We start from the raw sequence: 21,853 nt of genomic DNA on the forward strand, positions 1-21,853 counted from the left end.
CTGGCCCCATCGCTGGCAAGCCAGCTCCCACAACTAGTTCGCCAGCTTGTGGATCTGTGATGGCCCTTGTGGGTGCTGGCTTTCTGGCGATAGGGCCAGTTCTGGAAACAGCTTTGGCACAGTCCCTGCTTTAACCTGGTTACAACAATGCCCACCGATCAACGGCGATCAACCGGGCCCCTACCGTGATGAATACAGGCAAAGGCGCCTGGAGCTTCGGCTCCAGGCGCCTTTTTTTTGATCGAGGATCGGCTTATGAAGGCAACAGCGAGCAGCGGGCAACGAGAGCGACTGATCATCGTCGGCAACGGCATGGTCGGCCATCACTGTGTCGAACAACTGGTCAGCCGCGGCGCCCTGCAGCGCTTCGAGCTGCACGTGTTCGGCGAAGAGCGGCAACGCGCCTACGACCGTGTGCACCTGTCCGAGTACTTCGGCGGCAGCTGCGCCGAAACCCTGGCCCTGTGCGGGCAGGACTTCTACAGCGCCAGCGGGGTACACCTGCACCTCGGTGAGGCGGTGCTGGAGATCGACCGGGAGCGCGGCGAAGTGGTCACTGCCGAGGGCCGCTACGGCTATGACCAGTTGGTGCTGGCCACCGGCTCGTACCCCTTCGTACCGCCGATCGAAGGCTCCAGCGGTAATGCCCGTTTGGTCTACCGCACCCTCGATGACCTCGACGCCATTCGCGCTGCCGCCGCCAGTGCCCGCCGTGGCGTGGTGGTGGGCGGTGGCCTGCTCGGCCTGGAAGCGGCCAACGCCCTCAAGTCGCTGGGCCTGGAAGCCCACGTGGTGGAGTTCGCCCCACGGTTGATGCCGGTGCAACTGGACGGCGAGGGCGGTGCCGCGCTCAAGGCCCAGATCGAAGCCCTCGGGGTGGGCGTGCACCTGTCGCGCGCCACCCAGTCGATCAGCGCCGGTGAAGATTACCGCTACCGCATGAACTTCGAGGGCGGCGAGCACCTGGAAACCGACCTGATCGTGTTTTCTGCCGGTATCCGCCCGCAGGATGCCCTGGGCCGAGCCTGCGGCCTGGAAATCGCGGTGCGTGGCGGGGTGGCGATCGATAACCACTGCCGCAGCAGCGACCCACGCATCTTTGCCATCGGTGAGTGCGCCTCGTGGAATGGCAGCGTCTTTGGCCTGGTCGCCCCGGGCTACAGCATGGCACGCAACCTGGCCGCGTTGCTGGTGGGGGACGCCGCTGGCGAATTCACTGGTGCCGACATGTCGACCAAGCTCAAGCTGCTGGGCGTGGATGTCGGCTCGATCGGCGATGCCCACGGCGCCACGCCAGGCTCGCGCAGCTACCGCTTCATCGATGAAGCCAACAGCGCCTACCGCCGGCTGGTTGTGGACGCCAGCGGCAAGCGCGTGCTCGGCGCGGTGCTGGTTGGCGACAACAGCTATTACGATACGCTGTTGCAATACGCCCAGAACGGCATCGCCCTGCCGGCCGACCCGGCGACGCTGATCCTGCCGCAAGGTGGCGCAGCACCAGCCCTGGGCGCCGATGCGCTACCCGATAGCGCCACCCTCTGCTCCTGCCACAACGTCAGCAAGGGCGCGGTCTGTGCTGCCATCGACAGCGGCTGTGGCGACCTTGCCGCGGTCAAGGGCTGCACCAAGGCCGCGACTGGCTGTGGTGGTTGTGCGGCCCTGCTCAAGCAGGTAGTCGAGCATGAGCTGGGCGCCCGTGGCGTGGCCGTGGACAAAAGCCTGTGCGAGCACTTTGCCTACACCCGCCAGGAGCTGTACGGGCTGGTGCGGGTGGAGGGGATCCGCACGTTCAGCGAGCTCCTCGAGCGCCATGGCCAAGGGCAGCTTGGCTGCGACATCTGCAAGCCCGCAGTGGGCAACATCCTCGCCTCGTGCTGGAACCAGCCGATCATGGACCCGGCGTTGGTGCCGCTGCAGGACACCAACGACACCTTCATGGCCAACATGCAGAAGAACGGCACCTACTCGGTGGTGCCACGCATCCCCGGCGGTGAAATCACCCCCGACAAGCTCATCGTGATCGGCCAGGTGGCGAAGAAGTACGACTTGTACACCAAGATCACCGGTGGCCAGCGTATCGACCTGTTTGGCGCCCAATTGCACGAACTGCCGTTGATCTGGGGCGAGCTGATCGAGGCCGGGTTCGAGACCGGCCACGCCTATGGCAAGTCGACCCGCACGGTGAAGTCTTGCGTGGGCAGCACCTGGTGCCGCTACGGGGTGCAGGACAGCGTCGGCATGGCCCTGCGCCTGGAAGACCGCTACAAGGGCCTGCGCAGCCCGCACAAGCTCAAGTTCGCAGTGTCCGGCTGCACCCGTGAATGCGCCGAGGCGCAAAGCAAGGACATCGGCGTGATCGCCACCGACAAGGGCTGGAACCTTTACGTGTGCGGCAACGGCGGCATGCGCCCGCGGCACGCCGAACTGTTCGCCACCGACCTCGACGACCAGACCCTGGTGCGGCTGATCGACCGGGTGCTGATGTTCTACATCCGCACCGCCGACAAGCTGCAGCGCACCTCGGTGTGGCGCGAGAACCTGGAGGGCGGGTTGGACTACCTGAAGCAGGTGGTCATCGACGACAGCCTGGGCCTGGCCGGCGAACTGGAAGCGCAGATGCAGCATGTGGTCGACCAGTATGAATGCGAGTGGGCCAACGCCCTGAACGACCCCGAAAAACTCAAGCGCTTCCGTACCTTCGTCAACGACCGCCGCGCTGACCCGGACGTACACTTCGTGCGCGAACGCGAACAACGTCGGCCTGCGGCGGCGCTGCACCTGATTCCAACCGTCGAGGAGGCTGTGTGATGAATACGTCCAATGCTGCTGTGAAAGCCCAAGTGAACTGGCAAACGGTGTGCCAGGCCGACGACCTGGTAGCCGATTCCGGGGTGGTGGTATGGCTCGATGGCGCCCAGGTGGCTTTATTCTACCTGCCGGCGCAGGCACAACCGCTGTACGCGGTGGACAACCGCGACCCGCGTTCCGGGGCCAATGTCATTGGTCGGGGGCTGGTGGGCACGGTGAAGGGCGAGCTGGTGGTGGCGGCGCCGTTGTACAAGCAGCACTTCAGCCTGCACAGTGGTGAGTGCCTGGAAGACGCCGGGCAGCGCTTGCGGGTGTGGCCGGTACGCATGAATGGCGAGGCGGTGGAACTGGCGCTGGCCTGATCGTCGATTGCACGCAACATCGGCTTCTTCGCGGCCAGCATGTCCGCGAAAGGGCCGGAACAGCCCGAACATCCCAGTTGGGCTATTGAGGCTTCGGGGATACGGCGATCAGGCACGGGGCTGCATAGCCGGCCTGGCGCTGTTCGTTGCGTCCGCTTACCAGCATGCGCAGTTTCCCGGGGTCGATCGCCAAGCTGCCCGTGTCGGTGGGCAGTTGGCCGGGCGCCTGCAGTTCCCGCGAGGCAGACGATGGGGGCGGGCTTGCTTGCGAATGATGTTCATCAGGGTATGGTGCCTTGAGTTATATCCGAACCGCAGCAAAGCCATTGAGCGGCGTGCTGCTGGCCTCAGCAACTGGCAGAAATGCCAGTTGCGTTGGGGTAAGCTTCAGCTCATGAACCTCGACACCCGCATCAAGTACCGCCACCTCCTGTGCTTCCTGGAAATTGCCCGACAGGGCAGCCTGGCCAGGGCTGCCGACGTGCTCGCGATCAGCCAGCCGGCCATCTCCAAGACCCTCAAGGAACTCGAAAACCTGCTGCAAACGCGGCTGTTCGCACGCAGCCGCCAGGGCGTCGAACTGACCGCGGACGGCACGCGCTTCATGCGTTATGCCGGGCCCAGTGTGCAAGCCCTGCGCGATGGCGTCAGCAGCCTGCGTGGCGAAGCACGGGCTGCTGCGCAGGTAAGCATTGGCGTGTTGTCCACGGTCGAAGGCCTGCTCATGCCCGAGGTGTTGTGTCGCCTGCACCAGCGCCACGACGCGCTGGTAATCAATGTGGTTACCGGGGTCAGTGCGCAATTGCTCGGCCAACTGCGCCTGGGCGAGCTGGAGCTGGTGGTCGGGCGCATGACCGACAGCCCACAGATCCAGGGGCTGTCGTTCGAACACTTGTACAGCGAGTCGATGAGCCTGGTGGTACGCCCGGGCCACCCGCTGCTGGCCAGCGCGCCGGTTGAACGGACCCAGGTCGGGCGTTACCCGCTGGTGTTGCCGCCGGCCGGTACCACCATTCGCCAGCATGCCGACAGCCTGTTCGTGCAATGCGGCATCCAGCTGCCGGCACAGCGCCTGGAAACTCTGTCCCTGGCCTTGAGTCGGCGCTACCTGCTGGGCAGCGATGCGCTGTGGGTGGCGCCGCGCGATGCGGTGCTGCTCGACCTGCGGCGTGGCGAGCTGGCCGAACTGGACCTGGGCGTGTGCGAGCGGGGCGGCTCGGTAGGCATCTGCCGCAACGCTGCCTTGCCACAGAGCCTTGCCGGGCAGTGGGTGTGCGAGGTGCTGCGCGAAGTGGCTGGGCAGTACCGCGACGGCGCCTACCCCTGAAACGGTGCGGTCAGCAGGACGTTGATGGCCTTGAGGCTGTCATCGCTGAGGCTGCCGCTGGCTGCCATCAGGCGTAACTGCGCCTGCACGATGGCGTAGCGCTGACGGGCCAGTTGCAGGCGGGTGCGGGTCAGCTGCTGCTCGGCATCCAGCACATCGTTGCTGATCCGCGCACCGGCCTCGAAGGCATGCGTGGTGATCTTCAGGTCACTCTGGCTGGAGCGCAAGGCCTGCTGCAGGGCCTGGTACTGGCTGATCCCGCCCGTCAGGTTGAGGTAGGCCTGGCGGGCCATGAAATCCGCCTCGCGCCGGGCATCTTCCAGTTCATTCTCGGCGGCGCCCTGCAGCGCGCGGGCTTCGCGGGCAAGGGCCTGGGTACCGCCACCGGCATACAGCGGCACGCTGAGTTGCACGCCAACCACCGTCTGGGTGTACTTCTCTTCCGGCACGGTAACGTCGTACAGGCTGCCACCGACCGAGGCAAAACGGCCATGCGCGGCCACCAGGTCGAGGGTTGGCAGGTGCCCGGCCTGTTGCTTGTCCACTTCCTGCTCGGCGATCAGCTGGCGCACTTCGGCGGCCTGCACCTTCAGGTTGTGCTGGCGTGCCTGTTCGGTCCAGGCATCCAGGCGGGCCGGCTGCGGGCCGCTGAACGCCACGTGGTCGTCAAGCCTGGCCAGTTCGCCCGGCGTGCTGCCGGTCAGTCGGGCCAACGCCTGCTGGTTCAGGCGCAAGGCATTGCCGGCGGCGATCTGCTCGGCCTGCGCCAGGTCGTATCGCGCCTGGATGCGCTGCACCTCGTTATCGGTACCGGAGCCCTCGCGCCGGAAGCGCTGCGCCTTGTCCAGTTGCTGGGCCAGGGTTCGCACCTGCTGGCGGCTGGTGGCCAACTGGTCCTCGGCCAGCAGCAGCTCGAAGTAGGCGTCGGCCACGCGCAGCATCAGGTCCTGGCGTGCAGCGAGCAACTCTATTTCGCCCGCCGTTGCCAGGGCCTTGCCCTGTTCATGGCCGATCACGTTCTGCCAGCGCAGCAGCGGCTGGACCAGTACCAGCGCGTAGGCATTGGAATTGTCGCGGTCGCGACTGGCCGCCCCGCTGTGTTCGCGGTCGACCCAGGCTGCGCCGCTTTCCAGGGACAGCTGCGGCAACAGTCTGGCCAGCCCTTGCGGAGCCTTCTGTGCAGCCGCCAGCTGGCGTTGCTGGGCTGCGGCATAGGCCATGTCGTGCCCCAGGGCCTGCTGGTAGCTCTGGTACAGGTCGCGGGCGTGGACGGGGCTGGCGCCGACCAGGGAGAAGGCCAGCACGACTAGGCAGGTTCGTGTGCTTTGTCCGAACACGTCACGGACTCCTTTGCAGGTGAGGGCTTGGGTTGGCGGGGGTTGCGCATCAGCAGCACCATTGGCACGCCGATCAGCATCACGGCGCCGAGCAGACCGAAGAGCATGCTGAAGCCGAGCATCTGCGCCTGCTCCCGGGCCTGGAGAAAAGCCAGCACGGCATTGGCCTGGTCGGCACCCAGCAAGTCGGTGGAAAGCCGCCGCGGGTCGAGGTTGGCCAGGTCCCAGCCGCTGGCGAGCAGAGTGTTTTCGTCGACGTGCTCGGAAAGCTGCCGGTAGCGTGCCCAGGAAAACCGGGTCAACAGCGTGGCGGCGATGGCGATGCCGACACTGCCGCCTAGCTGGCGCATCAGGTTGAGCACGCCGGAGCCCACCGAAATCAGCTGCGCCGGCAGTTGGCGCATGGCCAGGTTGGTCAGCGGCACGAAGATCATGCCCAGGCCAAAACCACGGATGATCAGCGGCCAGTACAAGGTGTCGGGGTTGCTTTGCAGGGTGAACTGAGTGTGCAGGTACATGGCGTAGCCGTAGACCAGGATGCCCACGCAAATGAAGTAGCGCTCATCGATGCGGTTCTCTTGCGACAGCTTGCCGATCACCAGGGTGCTGACCGCGCTGGCCAGCGCCCCGGGGAAGATCACCAGGCCACTTTGGTAGGCGCTTTGTTCCAGCAGCGTCTGCAGTAGCAAGGGCACCATGAACAGCGTGCTGTACAGGCCGAAGCCGACGCAGAAGGCGCAGACCGAACCCAGCAGGAACTCGCGGTTGTTGAACAACGCCAGGTTGACGATCGGGTTGGCTACCCGCCGCTCCCAGTAGCAGAACCCCAGCAGGCCGAGCAGCGCCAGGGCCAGGCACAGCAGGCTCAGGTTGGACTCCAGCCAGTCCCAGTGCTCGCCACGCTCCAGCAGGATCTGCAGGCTGCCGACACCGACGGCAAGCAGGACAAAGCCCAGGTAGTCGATGCTTTGTGGGCGCCGTTCGTTGGGCGAGTCGCCCACGCACAGCCAGGCCAGCAGCAGCGCCAGCGCACCGATCGGCAGGTTGATCAGAAAGATCCAGTGCCAGGAGAACTCGTCAATCAGGTAGCCGCCCACTGACGGGCCGAGGGTCGGCCCCATCATCACCCCGACGCCGTACAAGGCCAGGCCGGCACTGACCTTTTCCTTGGGGAACACGTCGTAGATGATCGCCTGCGAGATGCCCAGCAGGCCGCCGCCGGCCAGGCCCTGCACCACGCGCCACAGCACCATCTGCCACAGCTCCTGCGACACTGCGCAACCCAGCGACGCCAGCACGAACAGTGCCGATGACACCAGATAGTAGCGGCGCCGGCCAAACCAGGCCGACAGCCAGCCGCTGGCCGGGAGTATCACCACGTTGGCGACGATGTAGCCGGTCGAGACCCAGGAAATTTCGTCCACCGAAGCGCCAAAACTACCCATCAGGCTTGGAATGGCGACGTTGACGATGGTCACGTCGAGCAGCTCCATCATCGAGATCAGGGTGACCGTCACGGCCACCAGCCAGGGCGATTTCATAGTGTCTGGCCGTTATCGCGGGTATCGACCTCGACGAACACGCTCATGCCTTGGCTGAGCGCCTGCTGCATGGCGGTGGGCAACTGGCGGAACTCGATGCGCGCCTGGATACGCTGCACCACCTTGGTGAAGTTGCCGGTGGCGTTTTCCTGTGGCAGTAGCGAGAAGCGCGCGCCGGTGGCCGGTACCAGGCTGTGCACCACCCCTTCGAACTGCTGCCCGGGGAAGGCGTCGACGCTGATGCGTGCCGGTTGGCCCACTCGGATGCGGGCGATCTGGGTTTCCTTGAAGTTGGCCACTACCCACATGTGCTCGGTGCTGACCAGGCTCAGCAGCTTCTGCCCGGCCACGACGAACTGCCCGGGCTGTACGTCCTTGTGCACGATGACCCCGGCCCGCGGTGAAGCCTGGCGGGTATCCTGCAGTTCGATGCGGGCCAAGGCCAACGCCGATTCGGCGGCCTTGATCCGGTACTCTTCCACTTTCAGGGCAGCCTTGTTGGCCAAGGCGCCTTCGCGGGCCGCGGTGGAGTTGTCGCGGGCTGCCTGCAACTGGTGGTTCAGGGCATTGAAGCGGGCCCGTGCAGCTTCCAGGTCCTGGGTGCTGACCACGCCTTGCTCGGCCAGGCGTTGGCTGCGCTGGTAGTCACTGCGCGCCTGCTCGACATTGGCCACCAGCTGACCGATGGTGGCCTGCGCCGCCTGGCTGCGTGCTGCGGCGCTGCGCACCTGGCTGTCGATCAGGCCGGGCATGCCGCTCTGGCCGGTAGCCACCAGGGCGCCGAGGTAATTGGCCTGGGCTTGCTCGACCCGCTGCAGGTATTCGTCCTCGCGCACCTGGAACAGCAGGTCACCCTTGTTCACCCGGGTGTTCTCGTGGACTGGTACCTGCACCACCACGCCACTCAAGCGGGCCCGGATGGGAATGATCACGCCTTCCACTTCGGCGTTGTCGGTGCTGACGTACTGCCTTGCGTATTGCCAGCGTTGCAGCCCCAGCACTGCCAGGCCAGTGATGACCAGCGCCGATACTGCCAACTTGGCGTACTTGCCTTTCACCATGTCACACGCTCTCGTCCTTGTGGTTACGGGGCCAGTGCCCCTGCCCGCAGCTGGCGCAGGCAGGGGCCGCTACTCAGCTGGCTGCAGCCGTGCAAGCGGCCTGCCCACTGGCACTGGCCCGCTGTTGCAGCAGTTCGAGCACGCCGTCCCACAGTACCGTGCGGGCCACCAGTGCATCGGCGGCGCTTTTGGCCAGGGCCTGCTGCTGTGCCGGCTCGCTGACGATCTCGGTGATGATGCGTTTGGCTGCCGGGCCGTGATCGTCGCCGTCCATCTCGATGTGGCGCTTGAGGTAGTAGGTGAGCATCGGCACGCTGGTTTCATCGATGGCCCAGCGCTGCAGCAGGCCGGTGAACATGTCCGGGATGATGTCTTCGCGGCCGAAGAAGAAGTACGCCAGTACCTGCTCGGTCGAGCCATGCAGGGCAACGTCGAGGGTCTTGCTGACGAACACCTTGGCCGGCAACGGGATGTCGACGTTGGTCAGCGCCTGGGCCAGTGGCACACCCGCTTGCAGCAGGGCCTGGAACTGGCGGAACGGGCCGGTATCGGCACCAATTTCATCCATCGCGCTGAGGTACAGGTCCAGGTGGCTGATGAAGCCACCATCGGGGTGTTCGTCGGTTTCCTCGCCGGTGACGATCTCGTTGATCAGTCGCGCGGCAATGATGTGCCGGGGTGGCAGCCAGGGCAGGCTGACGCAGGTCAGGTCGCGCTGGATGCGTTTGAGCAGGGTCATGAAGTCCCACACCGCGAAAACATGGTTTTCCATCAGCAGGCGCACGTCATCCAGTGTGCTGATGCGGGCGAACAGCGGGTGTTCCAGCAGGGTGCGGCGTTCATTTTCAATCAGTTCATCTACGTCAAAAGACATACTCGGCTCCTTGAGTGTGTTGTGAGGCTGCGGGCGGATCACTGCCCGGAGCGGCCGGGTGGTGGCATTGCATGCCAGGCACCGGCATAGGGGAAACGTGCCTTGCAGTAGCGCAAGGCGCCAAAGAAACGCGGTTCGAGCAACGCCTGACGGCCTTCGTACCAGCCGCTGGCGAGCAACTGGCGATGCAGGCGTGGCAGCCGCCAGCACGGCACCCGCGGGTACAGGTGGTGCTCCAGGTGGTAGTTGGAGCCCAGGTGTAGCAGGGTGCTCAGGCAGGCCGTACGCGAGCGTGCCACCGGCAGCGCAACGCTGGCCTCGAAGGCATGTTCCTGATAGGCATTGAGGGCCGAAACCAGCAATGCCAGCAGCAGGCACCCGGCCACGGCGGGCAGCAGCAACGGCCACCGGGTTGCCAGCGCCAGCCACAGCGTCGGCCACAACAGCAGGCAGGCCAGGTTGACCCGGGCCAGCAGGCGGATCTGCTGGTCCGGTAGCGGCAGGGTGCCGCTGACCTTGGCGCCGGGCAGGGCCAGGCGGACGGTTTGCAGCAGGTACCAGGCAGTAACATGCAGGCGCGACAGCAGCAGCCGGGTGAGCGCCAGGCGATAACGCCGCAGCAGGCGCCAGTCGGGGTCCTTGGGGCCGCCGTTGTAGCGATGGTGCTGCCAGTGGTCGACGAAGTAGCCGGTGACGCAGAAGCCGGTGAGCATCGAACTCAGCAGCACCGCCAGCAGGCAGCTGTACAGGCGGTTGTCACTGAGGTTGAAGTGAAACCCCTCGTGGCCGAGGATGCCCTGCAGGAACAGGCCGTAGCCGGCCAGCACCAGCAGTGGCAGGGCCAACGGCCATGCCTGTGGCGCCTGGCTGAGCAGGGCCACCACCAGCGCCAGCGGTACAGCGAACAGCAGCAGCGCGTAACCGACCACCAGGGTGGTTTCCAGTGCCGATGGCTTGAGCAGGCTGCGGTCCGGGCGCAGCGACGGCTTGTCCAGTGCCAGTTGCGTCATCGGCCTGGCCTCAGTCGATCAGTTCTGGCTTGAGCGACAGCTGCCCGGCCTTGCTCAGGCTGCGCAGGCGCAGGCCGATGAAGGCATCCACCAGGCTCGGCAACCAGCGGGCGGTATACATGGCCACGCTGCCGAGGAAGGTCAGGCCGCGATTGCGCAGGCCACGCTGGGTGCAGGCACGCACCAGGCCGTTGCTGGCGTCATCGAGCTTTTCTTCCAGCGACAGCAGCACGCGGTCGCCGCGCTTGAAACTGACCAGGCGCTTGACCGACAGGCCGACCCGTTCCGCCGGGTCATGAATGGCAGTGTCGATGAACCCGGGGAACACCGTCACCACGTCCAGTTGCCCCGGGTACTGCATGCGCAGCACATCCGAATAGGCACTCATGGCGCGCTTGCTGGTGGCGTAGGCAGCGACGTAAGGCGCGTTCACCAGGGCGAACAGCGAGGACACGTTGACCACCTTGCCACGGGTGCGCAGCAGCGCCGGCAAGAACCGCGAGGTCAGTTGCCAAGGCGCCAGCAGGTTGACTTCCAACGCGCGACGCACGTCTTCGGTTACCCCGGTCTCGCCGCGCTCGAGGGTCAGCACCCCGGCATTGTTGACCAGGATGTCGATGTCGCCGAAGCGCTCCAGGATCGAGGTGGCGGCTTCATCCAGGCGTTCGCGGTCGCACAGGTCGAGCACGTAGTAGGCATCGAAATTCAATGCCGTGTGCGGCTCGAGGCGGTCGATGCCGACCACGGTCGCACCCTGGCGCTTGAGTTTGCGTGCGGTTTCCAGGCCCAGGCCACGTGCCGCGCCGGTAATGACGACGATCTTGTTGAGCAGTTTCACGGGGTGACTCCATTGGCAATGCTGAAGGTGGCGCCTTGCAGGTAGCGATCGAGGTTGGCGGTCATGCTGAATCGCCCAGGCGGGTGGAACTGCAGGCCCCGGGTGCTGGCCAGCCAGTCGCAGCCCTGGTTCGAGCGGATGAAGGCCAGGCCACCGAGCATCTGGTGGGCCAGGTCGGAGGCGCTGGCCAGTTGTTGCTCGATGCCGTAGCGGACCAGCAGCAGGCGCGCCAGCAGGTCGTCGGCGTCGCCTTGCAGCTGCTCTACTTCGTGGGCCAGGCCTTGCAGCGCGCTAAGGCACAGTTGCAGCTGGCAGGCCAGTTGCACGCGCTGCTGGTCGCTCCAGCGGCGCTCGTCAACAGCCCGTTCCACCAGGCCCATGCACGCCCCCAGGTAACTGGCGCTGATCAGCAGCTCGAACCAGATGAAACCGATGGTCTGTACCTCGCCCAGCTGCGACTTCAGCCCGGCGGAGAAAATCATCTTGTCGTTGACGTACACATCTTCCAGGCGCAGTTCCAGGCTTTGCGCCGCCGCCAGGGCACTGTTGCCCCAGAACGGGTGGTGGCTGATGCCCGGGGCGTTGGCGGGAATGAGCGCAATCATCAGTTCCTCGCCGTGCTCGCTGGCCCGGCTGAAGCTGGCGGTCAGCAGGTCCATCGAGGTGCTCAGGCTGCACGGTTGCTTGCTGCCGCTCAGACGCACGCCATCGGCCAGCTGCACGGCCTCCATGCCGGCATCGAGGATGCCGCCACCGGGCACACCTTCGGCGAAGCCCGAGGCCAGCAGCAGACGCTGCTGGGCGATGGCCGACAGCAGCAGGCCTTCGGCGCCCGCGCCATTGGCGGCAACCGCGACCAGGCTGGCCACGGAAAACTGATGCATGGTGCTGGCCACCGCCAGCGAGGGCGACAACGCCCCTAGGGCGAGCTGCACCTGCAGCGCTTCGCTTGCGCTGGCGCCCAGGCCGCCGCCGGCCTCGGGTACCAGCAAGGCAACCGGGCCGCTGTGCTTGAACCAGTCCACCACCGGGCTGGCGGCGGCCTCGCGTTGCTCGAATGGCAGTTCCAGCAGCAGGTTGGCGAAGCCTGGGGCAAAGCGCTGCAGCGTGTGCCGGGCGTTGTTCAGCAGGGACAAGGGCATGGCATCACTCCTTGATCCGGCTGTTCGGGAACAGGCCCTGGATGATGGCGCTGATATTGTCGTGAATCGCCTGCCGGGCCACCGGGTCGAGCATGTCGGCCAGCATCGGCAGGCCCAGGTCGAAGCAGGAGCGGAAGGCGATGCTGGCGCCTCCGTCGGTTTCGCTGACTTGCCACGAGCCGGAGAAATGCTCGATGTCGCCAGCGGTCTGGCGGAAGTGGATGTGCAGGTTGTCCCGGTCGAAGACATCGCGTTCCTGCCACTTGAGAATGCCGCTATGGAAATTCACCTCCCAGTGGCTCAGTACTTCGTGCTCGGCGATGGTCTCGATCTCGATGTTGCGCACCGACTCGCACAGCTGCGGGTAGACGCTGAAATTGCTGATGGCCGCGTAGACCTGCTGGGCGCTCTGGCTGGGAACATGGGCGTTCAGGCTGACTTCATTCATTTCGGTGTCCTATTCGAAAGTGCAGGCAAGGGCGCGGGCGAAACCGCCCAGCAGCCATTCGACGTCGCTGTCGCTGTACAAGGCTGGCGGTGTCAGGCGGATTACCCGGTGATCGTTGAGCGAATGGTTGACCACGATGCGTTGGTCAATCAGGTGCATGACCATGTTGGCCGCCAGCCCGGCGTCGGCGAACTCCAGGCCCAGCAGCAGGCCGGTGCTGCGCAGCTGCACCTGGGCGCCACGCGGATGCTGGCGCAGCACCGCCTGCAGGCCTTGGCGCAGGCGTTGCCCCAGTGCTGCGGCGCGGCTCACCAGCTGGTCGCGCTGCATCACGTCCAGGGTCGCCATTACCGCGGCCATGGCCAGCGGGTTGGCGCCGAAGGTGGAGGTGTGCATCAGCGGGTTGCGATTGAGCGGTGCCTGCATTTCGGCAGTGCAGACCATGGCGCTGACCGGCACGCAGCCACCGGACAGGCTTTTGCCGACCAGCAGGATGTCCGCGATCACGCCCTCGTGGTCGCAGGCCCACCAGCGCCCGGTGCGGCCCATGCCGGACTGGATCTCGTCGGCGATCAGTACCGCGCCGTACTGGTCGCAGAGCTGGCGCACCTGCTGCAGGTAGCCGGCCTCGGGCACGATCACCCCCGCTTCGGCCTGGACCGGCTCGAGGATCACGCAGGCGCGGGCGGGCTGGGCCTGCAACTGTCGGCGCAGCGCTTCGGCATCGCCGTAGGGAATGAAGTGGCTGTCGCCCAGGCGCTCGGCAAACGGTGAGCGGTACAGCTCCCGACCGGTGACCGCCAGCGAACCGAGGGTCTTGCCGTGATAGCCGCCCTGGGTCGAGATCACCTGCTGGCAACCGTTGAGCCAGGCCAGCTTGAGTGCGGCCTCGGTGGCTTCGGTACCCGAGTTGCAGAAATACACGTACTGCAGCGGGTCGGGGCATACCGCAGCCAGCGCTGCAGCTGCCTGGGCCTGGAACGGGTTGAGCAGCAGCTTGCTGGCCATCGGGTGGCTGTGCAACTGGCGGCTGACCTGTTCGACCACCTGCGGGTGCGAATGGCCGAGCAGGAACACGCCATAGCCACCGGCATCCAGATAGCGGTTGCCGTCCATGTCGAACAGGTAGACGCCTTCGCCAGCCACCTCGATGGGCAGGTTCATCATCGACGCCAGGCGGGCATAGCCGGCATTGACATGGTCACGGTACTGCGCGCGCACGCGCTCGGCGTCGAGCCCTTCGGGCAAGGGAGTGAAGCTGTTCATCGTCTCAGGCCTCCATGGCCAGTTCGCCACGGCGCTCGCCGGCTGCCGGGATCTTCAACATGCGCTGCATGGCCGATAGCTTTGGCGACAGGCGTGCCAAGGTCAGGGCCAGCTCCTGGCGTGGCGAACGGCGGGCCAGGCGCTGCGCCGGCAACAGTTGCTCCAGCGAGCTGGGCAGCGGCTGCAGCAGGCTGGCGTAGCGGCACAATTGGGTGGCGCGCCCGAGGGCGGCGCGGATGTTCTCTTCCAGGGCAGGCAGGAATACCGGGCGCACCAGCCGTTCGTAGATGTCCGGGTTCATGCAGCGCGGGCGCTGGAAGGGCTTGCCCTGATCCTGCATTTCCGCACACATCAGGTCGAGCAGGGTACGGATATCCAGCGCCTGCGGGCCGTTGCTGAGGAAGTAGTCGTCACCGATCAGGCGTTGGTCGAGAGCGCTGGCAATGCCGGCCGCTGCCACATCGCGGGCGATCACATCGACCCGCCCGGCTTCCGGGCAAGGGATGATCGGCAGGTAGCCCGACATCATCAGCCCCATGGTCAGGTGGAAGCCCTGCAGGATGGGCATGTGGCCGCTGTGGCTGTCGCCGATGATGATCGACGGGCGGAAGATCGACACCGGTACGCCGGCCTCACGTACCAGGGTTTCGGCCTGGCGCTTGACCTCTTCGTACGGGGTCGAAGGCATAACCCCGGGGTGGTAGTCACATGGGTGGGTGAAGGCGGTGCTGATGTGATACAGCGGTACGTCGGCGTCGCGAACGAAGTCCAGCACCTGCTCGGTGCCTTGGTAGTTGACCGAGAACACGGCTTCGGCGTGGCCATCCAGGCGGGTGATGGCCGCGCAGTGGATGACCCAGTCGACCCGCTTGGTCAATGCCAGGTAATCCGTGGCGGACAGACCCAGGCGCGGTTGGCAGATGTCACCGCGCAGGGTCTCGACCCCGGGGTGGTTGATGCTGCTGCGGCGGGTCAGGCAGATCAGGTGATAGCGCTCGGCCAGTTGGTCGATCAGGGTATCGCCCAGTACACCGGCTCCGCCGGTTAGGAAAACGGTCAGCCGCGAGGGTCCTGACATCGGCTAGCACTCCTTGCTCGCTAAGGTTGATGAAGTGGCATGGCACCCGTCCGCCTGGCAGCCGCCTAGGGTCGCCAGGAGCGGAACGATTAAAAAAGCCGACCGTGGTCACACAGCCGGCAAGCGCCCCTGCGCCTGGTGGTGGAGACCCCGGTTGGCGCGGGCTGGAGGGATAATGGCGTTTTACAACTGGTGATTCTTGAACGAATCGCTTGTATTGCGCAGCACCACGGCAACGCGGCTCGGCGACATGCCGACCATGCGCCGCATCATGCGGGTGAGGTGGGCTTGGTCAGCGAAATCGCCGGCGATCGCGGCATCGCTGAGGCTGGCGCCGTTGGCCAGGGCATGGCAGGCCCGTTCGAGTTTGCGCCAGATGATCCATTGCGACAGCGGCACGCCCATCTGCCGCGTGGCGAAAAAGCGCAGGCGAGGGCTGGACAGGCCAACCGCATTGGCCGCACGCGATACCGCACCGATGCCGGCGCAGTCCTGGCGCAGCAGGTGCAGGGCGTTGGACAAACGTGGGTCGAAGCTGTCGAGCGGTACCAGCCTGAGTTCCAGGGCACTGACCACGTCATTGAAGTTGGCCGCGTTTCGCACACAATCGACGATATCCTGGCTGATCGCTGCCGTGCCGCTGTCGTCGAGCAGGGCCTTCAACGCGCGGCCAAGGGGGGCGTCGGGGTAGAAGTAGAGGAACGCCACACGGCCGGGGTTGGGCAGCGAGCGATGGTCGACAGAGGGCCCGATCAATACCCCCGGTGCGGTGAGGACGTGGTTGCCGAACTCCACCGTGATGTCGTAGCGCAAGCCGATGCACAGCTGAATGGCAACGTGGGCATGGGCAGCAGTCTGGTCGGTCTTGCCGATATAGCCCAGCCAGTAATCACCGAAGGTTACGGCTCCATCCCATCTCATCGTGCATCCCTGAAGGCTGTGCCAGATGGCCTGGCCGCGCCCGGGCCAGTATCCCGAAAGCGGCAGATGATAGCGTTATGGTATATCTTGGTCGACACAAAACGTAACGAAGCATCTTTTGCCTTCCTCAACGCCTTTCTGCCGCGTGCACGGCTGTGGAACTATTCCCTGTCTGCCGGCTCTTATGCCGGTAGCCATGGGTCGGGGACGCCTGATAAGCTCGCGGCTTTACCCTGATTGCCCTTATGGCGCATGAACAAGGAAATCACATGAAACAGCATCGTTTGGCGGCTGCGGTTGCCCTGGTAGGCCTGGTACTGGCTGGCTGTGATCAACAGACCAGCAGCCCCGAGCTGAAGACTCCGGCGCAGAAAGCCTCCTACGGTATCGGCCTGAACATGGGCAAGAGCCTGGCTCAGGAAGGCATGGAAGACCTTGATTCGAAAGCAGTCGCCCTCGGCATCGAAGACGCCGTCGGCAAGAAAGAACAGCGTATCAAGGACGAAGAGCTGGTCGAGGCTTTCACCGCATTGCAGAAACGCGCAGAGGAACGCCTGACCAAGGCCAGCGAAGAAGCCGCTTCTGCCGGCAAGAAGTTCCTCGAGGAAAACGCCAAGAAGCCTGGCGTGGTCACCACGGCCTCGGGCTTGCAGTACGAAGTGGTCAAGAAAGCTGACGGTCCGCAGCCCAAGCCGACCGACGTGGTCACCGTCCACTACGAAGGCAAGCTGATCGATGGCAAGGTGTTCGACAGCTCCGTCGAGCGCGGCAGCCCGATCGACCTGCCAGTCAGCGGTGTAATCCCGGGCTGGGTCGAAGGCTTGCAACTGATGCACGTTGGCGAGAAATACAAGCTGTTCATTCCGGCCGAGCTGGCCTACGGCGCACAAAGCCCGAGCCCGCTGATCCCGGCCAATTCGGTATTGGTGTTCGACCTTGAACTGATCGCTATCAAGGACCCGGCCCAGCTGCAGGGCGCCGAGCCGGAAGCCGAAGCACCAGCCGAGGCACCTGCCAAGTAATACTGGCTGGCCCATGCAAGACGCCCCGTCCCGACGGGGCGTTTTCGTTTGTGGCGGATACTTGGACGAACCCGCAACTGCAGATACTGTCCCAGCAAATGCAGCGTGACGAAGCCGGCCGTGTCTGGCCCAAATGGTTTGCTCCGCAGCCATGGGCACGCTGTGAAACGACTGTGTAAAAAACGCCCGATCTGACCGGGGCCCTTGCCTGGCAGGCACCTGCGGTCGGAAACGTCGCCCTGTTCACAAGGTTATCCACAATAAATGTGGATAACCTTTCCGCCCCGGAGGCTACATGAGCGCACCCTGGAATTTCACCCGTTTCCTGCCTTTGGCCGAGCGTCTGCTCAGCCGTGGCCGGTTGCCGGCCCTGTTGTTCGCGGTGGCCCGCAAAGGGCCGCGCCTCGGCAAGCTGCGTGAAGACGTGAAGCTGTTGCAGTCGCTGTGCCTGGCTTGGTGGCGTGGCGAGTACCGCGCCATCAGCGCCAAGGCCCTGGTCACCATCGTCGCCGGCCTGTTGTATTTCGTCAGCCCCATCGATGCCATCCCGGACTGGTTGCTCGGTGTTGGCTTGCTCGACGACATCGCCGTGCTGGGTTGGGTACTGAAGACCGTGGCTGACGAGCTGGCGCGCTTCAAGGCCTGGCGCGACAGCCAGGCGCCCGAGCGGCTGCGGGTGGTCGAACGCCTGCCGACCACGCCGCAAGCCCTGCAGCTGGAGCGCAAGACGCAGTGAAACCGGCCTGAGCGACACCTCGGTTGCAGCTCGACTGCACAGACCCCGGAGTTGGTCATATAATTGGCATAAGGGTTATGCCTACGGATTACATGCAGTAATCCTTACTGAGGGGGTTGTATGGGTATTCAGGTCATCAGCCGGGACGGTCAACCCGAGTACGCCGTGGTTCCCTGGGAGGACTACCAGGCGCTGCTCAAGGCAGCAGGGCAGGCGCCCGCCGAGGCGGCTGCGCGGGATGCGGGCAGCGCTGCCATCAGCGCACCCTTGCCGGCATTCAGTGAGGTTGCACAGATTCGCCAGGCCAAGGGCATCGCGCCTGAGCAACTGGCGCGCAACGTTGGTGTAAGCCCGGCTTACCTGGCCATGATCGAGGCGGGCGAACGCCAACCGGATGCCGCCATCCGCCGCGCCCTGGCCTGGCATCTGGGCGTGGCCGGCTGGAGCGAGCCATCATGAGCCAGGTCAGGATCAGCCGTCAGCACTGGGATAACCTGCTGGGCGAGCTTGACCTGGCCCGTCGTCAACGTCACTTGCTGACTTACCGTGCACTGATCGAGCGCTTGCAACTGCCCAGCCCGGCCATGCAGACACTCACCGCCGCGCTGGAATACCTGGCGGTGCTGGATGCCCGTGCCGAGCAGCCATTGCGCAGCTCGTTGGTCATCAGCCAGGGTGCCAGCCGCTTGCCGCGTACCGGTTTTTTCGAATGCGTGGAGCGCCTGGGCCGGTTCTCCGGGCCGGTCGATGGCATGGAGGCGGCATCGTGGCATGCTTCCGAAGTTGTCCGGGTGTTCGAGTACAGCTATCCCGAAACGGCTTGATTTACCGCCTGCTCAGGCCTCTTCGCGGGTAAACCCGCTCCCACAGGTTCATCACAGCGATTGAGCCTTGTGCTGCACCTGTGGGAGCGGGTTTACCCGCGAAGAGGCAGGGGCAGGCAGTGCATGCCGGTGAATCAAGCCACAAGCTCTGCCATCGGCGTCCACCACCTCCAAGGCCTCCAGGTGCCGGTGACGACCAAACAGCTCCAGGAGCTGCCCGATCGTGGCATTCAGCTGCACCGTAGGCTGTTCGGCCAGCCGCACACTCGTCGACACAGGTAGCGTCCGGCTTTCGCGAACACCCAACTCCTGTGGCCGTCCCAGCAGGTAGCCCTGCACCAGGTCCACCCCCATCTCGACCAGCACCGCCAGTTCTTCCGCCAGCTCGATGCCTTCGGCGATCACCTGTGCCTTCGACGCCCGGGCAATCTGCAGGATCGAACCGACGAACTCGCGCTTGAGCGGGTCACGGTGGATGCCGTCGATGAAGTGACGGTCGATCTTGACGTATTCGGGGCGCAGTTCCGACCACAGGCGCAAACTGGAATAGCCTGCCCCGAGGTCATCGATGGCAATCGAAAAGCCCATGTCGCGGTAATGGTGCAGGGCATTGGAAAGCAGCTGGAAGTCGTCGGTCGGGGTGTGTTCGGTCAGCTCGATGACCACCCGGCTGGGCGCCAGACCGACCTGGTCGAGCAGTTTCAGGGTCTGGCCGGACGGATAGTCCGGTTCCAGCAGCGACTCGGGCGAGACGTTGAGGAACAGCTGGCCCTGCAGCCGCTGTTCACTGAACCGCCGGCAGGCACTTTCCCGGCAGGCGGCCTCCAGCTCGGTCAGGCGGCCGGCCTGTCGAGCGATGGTAAACAGGTTCAGCGGAGCGTGCAGCGGGCTGTTGGACGGGCCGCGGCTCAGCGCTTCATGGCCGAACACCCGTTGTTCGCTCAGGCGCATGATCGGCTGGAACAGACTGTGAATGCTGCGTTGAGCCAGGATGGCACTCAAGGCGCTGAGCTGTTCGGCGACGGTCATGACGAATTCCTGAAAATGAAAGGGCCGGACGCTTGCACGTCCGGCCCCTCTATTTCACGACAGCGCGATGACTGTTTGATGACAGGTCACATTAATTTGCCATCATTGCTGTCGTTTCTTACTTCTTGGCCACCTTGGTGCTTGCACTGAGGTAGTCGATCAGGATGCGACCGGTCTCCGCCAGGTAGGCGTCGTCTTCCGGCTTGGTGTTTTCATCCTCGGTCGGCAAGGCGTCCTCATCCTCTTTTTTCAGCTCTTTCAGCGGCTCTTCACCCTTGGCCTTGCGGCGGATGTTTTCCAGTGCCAGCTGCTTGGCCTCGATTTCATCATGGCGCGCGCGGCGTTCCTGCTCGTTGAGGCTGACAGTTTTCTCGTTCAGCAGCTTCTGGGTCAGCGCCAGGCGGTCGCGAATATAGGTGAATTCCGCGTCCTTGTCGCTGCGCGCTTCATGCTGCGCCTTGAGCTGGGCCAGGAACGGTTTGAACGGGTCGGCCGCTGGCTTGACCACTGGGCGGATGGTGTCCCACGGCATCGCTTCGGGCAGGGCGCTCTCGCCGATTTCCTTGGTATCGATGATCGACGGGTAGTCGATGTCCGGCAGCACGCCCTGATGCTGGGTGCTCTGCCCGGAAACCCGGTAGAACTTGGCCAGGGTCAGCTTCAGCTCGCCATGGTTGAGCGGCTGGATGGTTTGCACGGTGCCTTTGCCGAAGGTCTGGCCACCGATGATCAGGGCCCGGTGGTAGTCCTGCATGGCGCCGGCAAAGATCTCGGACGCCGAGGCCGACAGGCGGTTGACCAGCAGTGCCAGCGGGCCCTTGTAGAAGGCGCCGGGGTTTTCATCTTCCAGCACGTCGACGCGGCCGTCGCTGTTGCGCACCAGCACGGTCGGGCCTTTCTCGATGAACAGGCTGGTAAGCTCGGTGGCTTCCTGCAGCGAGCCGCCTCCGTTGTTGCGCAGGTCGATGACCACGCCGTCGACTTTTTCCTTCTGCAGTTCGGTGAGCAGCTTCTTCACGTCACGGGTGGTGCTCTTGTACTCCGGGTCACCTGCGCGGTAGGCCTTGAAGTCGAGGTAGAAAGCCGGAATCTCGATGATACCCAGCTTGTAGTCACGCCCGTCCTGCTTGAGCTTGAGCACTGACTTCTTCGCCGCCTGCTCTTCAAGCTTCACCGCCTCGCGGGTGATCGAGACGATCTTGCTGGTCTGGTCGCTGGGGGCGTTGCTGGCCGGAATGATCTCCAGGCGCACCACCGAACCTTTCGGGCCACGGATCAGCTTGACCACTTCGTCCAGGCGCCAGCCGACCACGTCGACCATTTCCTTGTTGCCCTGGGCCACGCCGATGATCTTGTCGGCCGGGGCCACCTGCTTGGTCTTGGCTGCCGGGCCTGCCGGTACCAGGCGCACGATCTTGACCTGGTCGTTGTCGCTTTGCAGCACCGCGCCGATGCCTTCGAGCGACAGGCTCATGTTGATGTCGAAGTTCTCGGCATTGTCAGGCGACAGGTAGTTGGTGTGCGGGTCGTAGGACTGGGCGAAGGTATTGATATAGGCCTGGAAGATGTCTTCGGCACGGGTCTGGTCCAGGCGCGCCAGCTGGTTCTTGTAGCGCTTGGTCAGGGTTTCCTGGATCTGCTTGGGTTCCTTGCCGGCGATCTTCTGGCGCAGCACCTCGTCTTTCACCCGCTTGCGCCACAGCTCGTCGAGTGCGGCCTGGTCCTTCAGCCATGGGGCGTCCTTGCGGTCGATCAGCAAGGTCTCCCTGGCGCTGAAGTCGATCTTGTCCACGCCCTTGTCCAGCTCGGCCAGGGCGAAGTCCAGGCGTTGCTTGACGCGGTCCAGGTAGCGTTTGTAGATGGTGAAGCCCGGGTCCAGGTTGCCGCTCTTGAGGAAATCGTCGAATTGCGTTTTCCACTTGTCGAATTCAGCGATGTCGGCGGCGGTGAAGTAGCTGCGCGCCGGGTCCAGCAGCTTGATGTAGCTGTCATAGATGATGACCGAACGGGCGTCGTCCAGCGGCGGCTTGCTGTAGTGGTGGCGCTTGAGCAGTTCCACCACGTTGAGGCTGGCGACGATCTCGTCACGGTCTGGCTGCAGGCTGTCCCACTTGTTGGCGGCCGCCGCATTGCCGCCGAGCGTGAGGCTGCCCAGGCCGATCATCAGCGCCAGGGCGGTGCTTGGGAGGAAATGCTTCATGCTGATTCGACGTGGAGGCAATTGATCAC

The 21,853-nt window shown here is 64.6% G+C and carries 20 protein-coding genes; 7 read left to right on the plus strand and 13 right to left on the minus strand.

Annotated elements, in window-relative coordinates; genetic code table 11:
- The first annotated feature begins 255 nt into the window (after positions 1-255).
- The 3 genes from nirB (at position 256) to pcaQ (ending at position 4,497) form a co-directional block, all read left to right on the plus strand.
- Positions 256-2,808, plus strand: a complete 2,553-nt coding sequence (nirB, locus tag B4L76_RS15775) for a nitrite reductase large subunit NirB (RefSeq protein WP_296233748.1) — start codon at positions 256-258, stop codon at positions 2,806-2,808.
- Positions 2,808-3,170, plus strand: a complete 363-nt coding sequence (gene nirD, locus B4L76_RS15780) for a nitrite reductase small subunit NirD (RefSeq protein ID WP_296233749.1) — start codon at positions 2,808-2,810, stop codon at positions 3,168-3,170. Before nirB ends, nirD begins: the two co-directional genes overlap by 1 nt.
- A gap of 394 nt (positions 3,171-3,564) precedes the next feature.
- Complete coding sequence (gene pcaQ, locus B4L76_RS15785) at positions 3,565-4,497, plus strand: pca operon transcription factor PcaQ (RefSeq protein WP_296233750.1); 933 nt, start codon at positions 3,565-3,567, stop codon at positions 4,495-4,497.
- On the opposite strand, the gene B4L76_RS15790 is transcribed toward pcaQ, so the two are convergent.
- From B4L76_RS15790 to B4L76_RS15840, 11 genes are all read right to left on the minus strand, one after another.
- A complete protein-coding gene (locus B4L76_RS15790; RefSeq protein WP_296233751.1) occupies positions 4,488-5,834 on the minus strand; it encodes a TolC family outer membrane protein in 1,347 nt (448 codons plus the stop codon). The genes pcaQ and B4L76_RS15790 overlap by 10 nt on opposite strands.
- Positions 5,804-7,375: a DHA2 family efflux MFS transporter permease subunit gene (locus B4L76_RS15795; protein ID WP_296233752.1), complete on the minus strand. Its 1,572-nt coding sequence runs from the start codon at positions 7,373-7,375 to the stop codon at positions 5,804-5,806. The genes B4L76_RS15790 and B4L76_RS15795 overlap by 31 nt, the downstream gene beginning before the upstream one ends.
- Positions 7,372-8,436: an HlyD family secretion protein gene (locus tag B4L76_RS15800; RefSeq protein ID WP_296233753.1), complete on the minus strand. Its 1,065-nt coding sequence runs from the start codon at positions 8,434-8,436 to the stop codon at positions 7,372-7,374. The genes B4L76_RS15795 and B4L76_RS15800 overlap by 4 nt, the downstream gene beginning before the upstream one ends.
- Positions 8,437-8,509: 73 nt before the next feature.
- Entirely contained in the window at positions 8,510-9,310 is an 801-nt protein-coding gene (locus B4L76_RS15805; protein WP_296233754.1) for a DUF3050 domain-containing protein, read from the minus strand.
- 38 nt (positions 9,311-9,348) lie between these two features.
- Positions 9,349-10,320: a fatty acid desaturase gene (locus B4L76_RS15810; RefSeq protein ID WP_296233755.1), complete on the minus strand. Its 972-nt coding sequence runs from the start codon at positions 10,318-10,320 to the stop codon at positions 9,349-9,351.
- A gap of 10 nt (positions 10,321-10,330) precedes the next feature.
- Positions 10,331-11,158 (minus strand): SDR family NAD(P)-dependent oxidoreductase, encoded by an 828-nt coding sequence (locus B4L76_RS15815; protein ID WP_296233756.1) that lies wholly within the window; start codon positions 11,156-11,158, stop codon positions 10,331-10,333.
- Positions 11,155-12,300 (minus strand): acyl-CoA dehydrogenase family protein, encoded by a 1,146-nt coding sequence (locus B4L76_RS15820; protein WP_296233758.1) that lies wholly within the window; start codon positions 12,298-12,300, stop codon positions 11,155-11,157. Before B4L76_RS15820 ends, B4L76_RS15815 begins: the two co-directional genes overlap by 4 nt.
- Positions 12,301-12,304: 4 nt before the next feature.
- Positions 12,305-12,748 (minus strand): type II toxin-antitoxin system RatA family toxin, encoded by a 444-nt coding sequence (locus B4L76_RS15825; RefSeq protein WP_296233760.1) that lies wholly within the window; start codon positions 12,746-12,748, stop codon positions 12,305-12,307.
- A gap of 9 nt (positions 12,749-12,757) precedes the next feature.
- Complete coding sequence (locus tag B4L76_RS15830) at positions 12,758-14,014, minus strand: aspartate aminotransferase family protein (protein ID WP_296233761.1); 1,257 nt, start codon at positions 14,012-14,014, stop codon at positions 12,758-12,760.
- A gap of 4 nt (positions 14,015-14,018) precedes the next feature.
- The gene (locus tag B4L76_RS15835) at positions 14,019-15,092 is read right to left on the minus strand and encodes an SDR family oxidoreductase (RefSeq protein ID WP_296233762.1); all 1,074 of its coding nucleotides are present in this window, start codon (positions 15,090-15,092) and stop codon (positions 14,019-14,021) included.
- A 183-nt stretch (positions 15,093-15,275) separates the two neighbouring features.
- Positions 15,276-16,013, minus strand: coding sequence for a helix-turn-helix domain-containing protein (locus B4L76_RS15840; RefSeq protein WP_296233763.1), 738 nt, complete (start codon positions 16,011-16,013; stop codon positions 15,276-15,278).
- Positions 16,014-16,282: 269 nt separating this feature from the next.
- Between B4L76_RS15840 and B4L76_RS15845 the strand changes: the two genes are divergently transcribed.
- The 4 genes from B4L76_RS15845 to B4L76_RS15860 all read left to right on the plus strand — a co-directional run bounded on the left by B4L76_RS15845 (position 16,283) and on the right by B4L76_RS15860 (position 18,595).
- Complete coding sequence (locus B4L76_RS15845; RefSeq protein ID WP_296233764.1) at positions 16,283-17,035, plus strand: FKBP-type peptidyl-prolyl cis-trans isomerase; 753 nt, start codon at positions 16,283-16,285, stop codon at positions 17,033-17,035.
- Positions 17,036-17,330: 295 nt separating this feature from the next.
- Entirely contained in the window at positions 17,331-17,771 is a 441-nt protein-coding gene (locus B4L76_RS15850) for a YkvA family protein (protein WP_296233765.1), read from the plus strand.
- Between the two features lie 120 nt (positions 17,772-17,891).
- Positions 17,892-18,230 carry a helix-turn-helix domain-containing protein gene (locus tag B4L76_RS15855; protein WP_296233766.1) on the plus strand — a complete coding sequence of 113 codons (339 nt, stop codon included), beginning with the start codon at positions 17,892-17,894 and terminating at the stop codon, positions 18,228-18,230.
- Positions 18,227-18,595 carry a hypothetical protein gene (locus tag B4L76_RS15860; protein WP_013971408.1) on the plus strand — a complete coding sequence of 123 codons (369 nt, stop codon included), beginning with the start codon at positions 18,227-18,229 and terminating at the stop codon, positions 18,593-18,595. Before B4L76_RS15855 ends, B4L76_RS15860 begins: the two co-directional genes overlap by 4 nt.
- Before the next feature lie 51 nt (positions 18,596-18,646).
- Here B4L76_RS15860 and B4L76_RS15865 read toward each other — a convergent pair whose 3' ends face one another.
- Together B4L76_RS15865 and B4L76_RS15870 are read right to left on the minus strand one after the other, a co-directional pair.
- On the minus strand, positions 18,647-19,624 hold the full coding sequence (locus B4L76_RS15865; RefSeq protein ID WP_296233767.1) for an EAL domain-containing protein: 978 nt from the start codon (positions 19,622-19,624) through the stop codon (positions 18,647-18,649).
- 118 nt (positions 19,625-19,742) lie between these two features.
- Entirely contained in the window at positions 19,743-21,824 is a 2,082-nt protein-coding gene (locus B4L76_RS15870; protein WP_296233768.1) for a carboxy terminal-processing peptidase, read from the minus strand.
- Between the last annotated feature and the right edge of the window lie 29 nt (positions 21,825-21,853).

This window comes from Pseudomonas sp. UBA4617 (assembly GCF_002386445.1).
In the GTDB taxonomy this organism is placed as follows: domain Bacteria; phylum Pseudomonadota; class Gammaproteobacteria; order Pseudomonadales; family Pseudomonadaceae; genus Aquipseudomonas.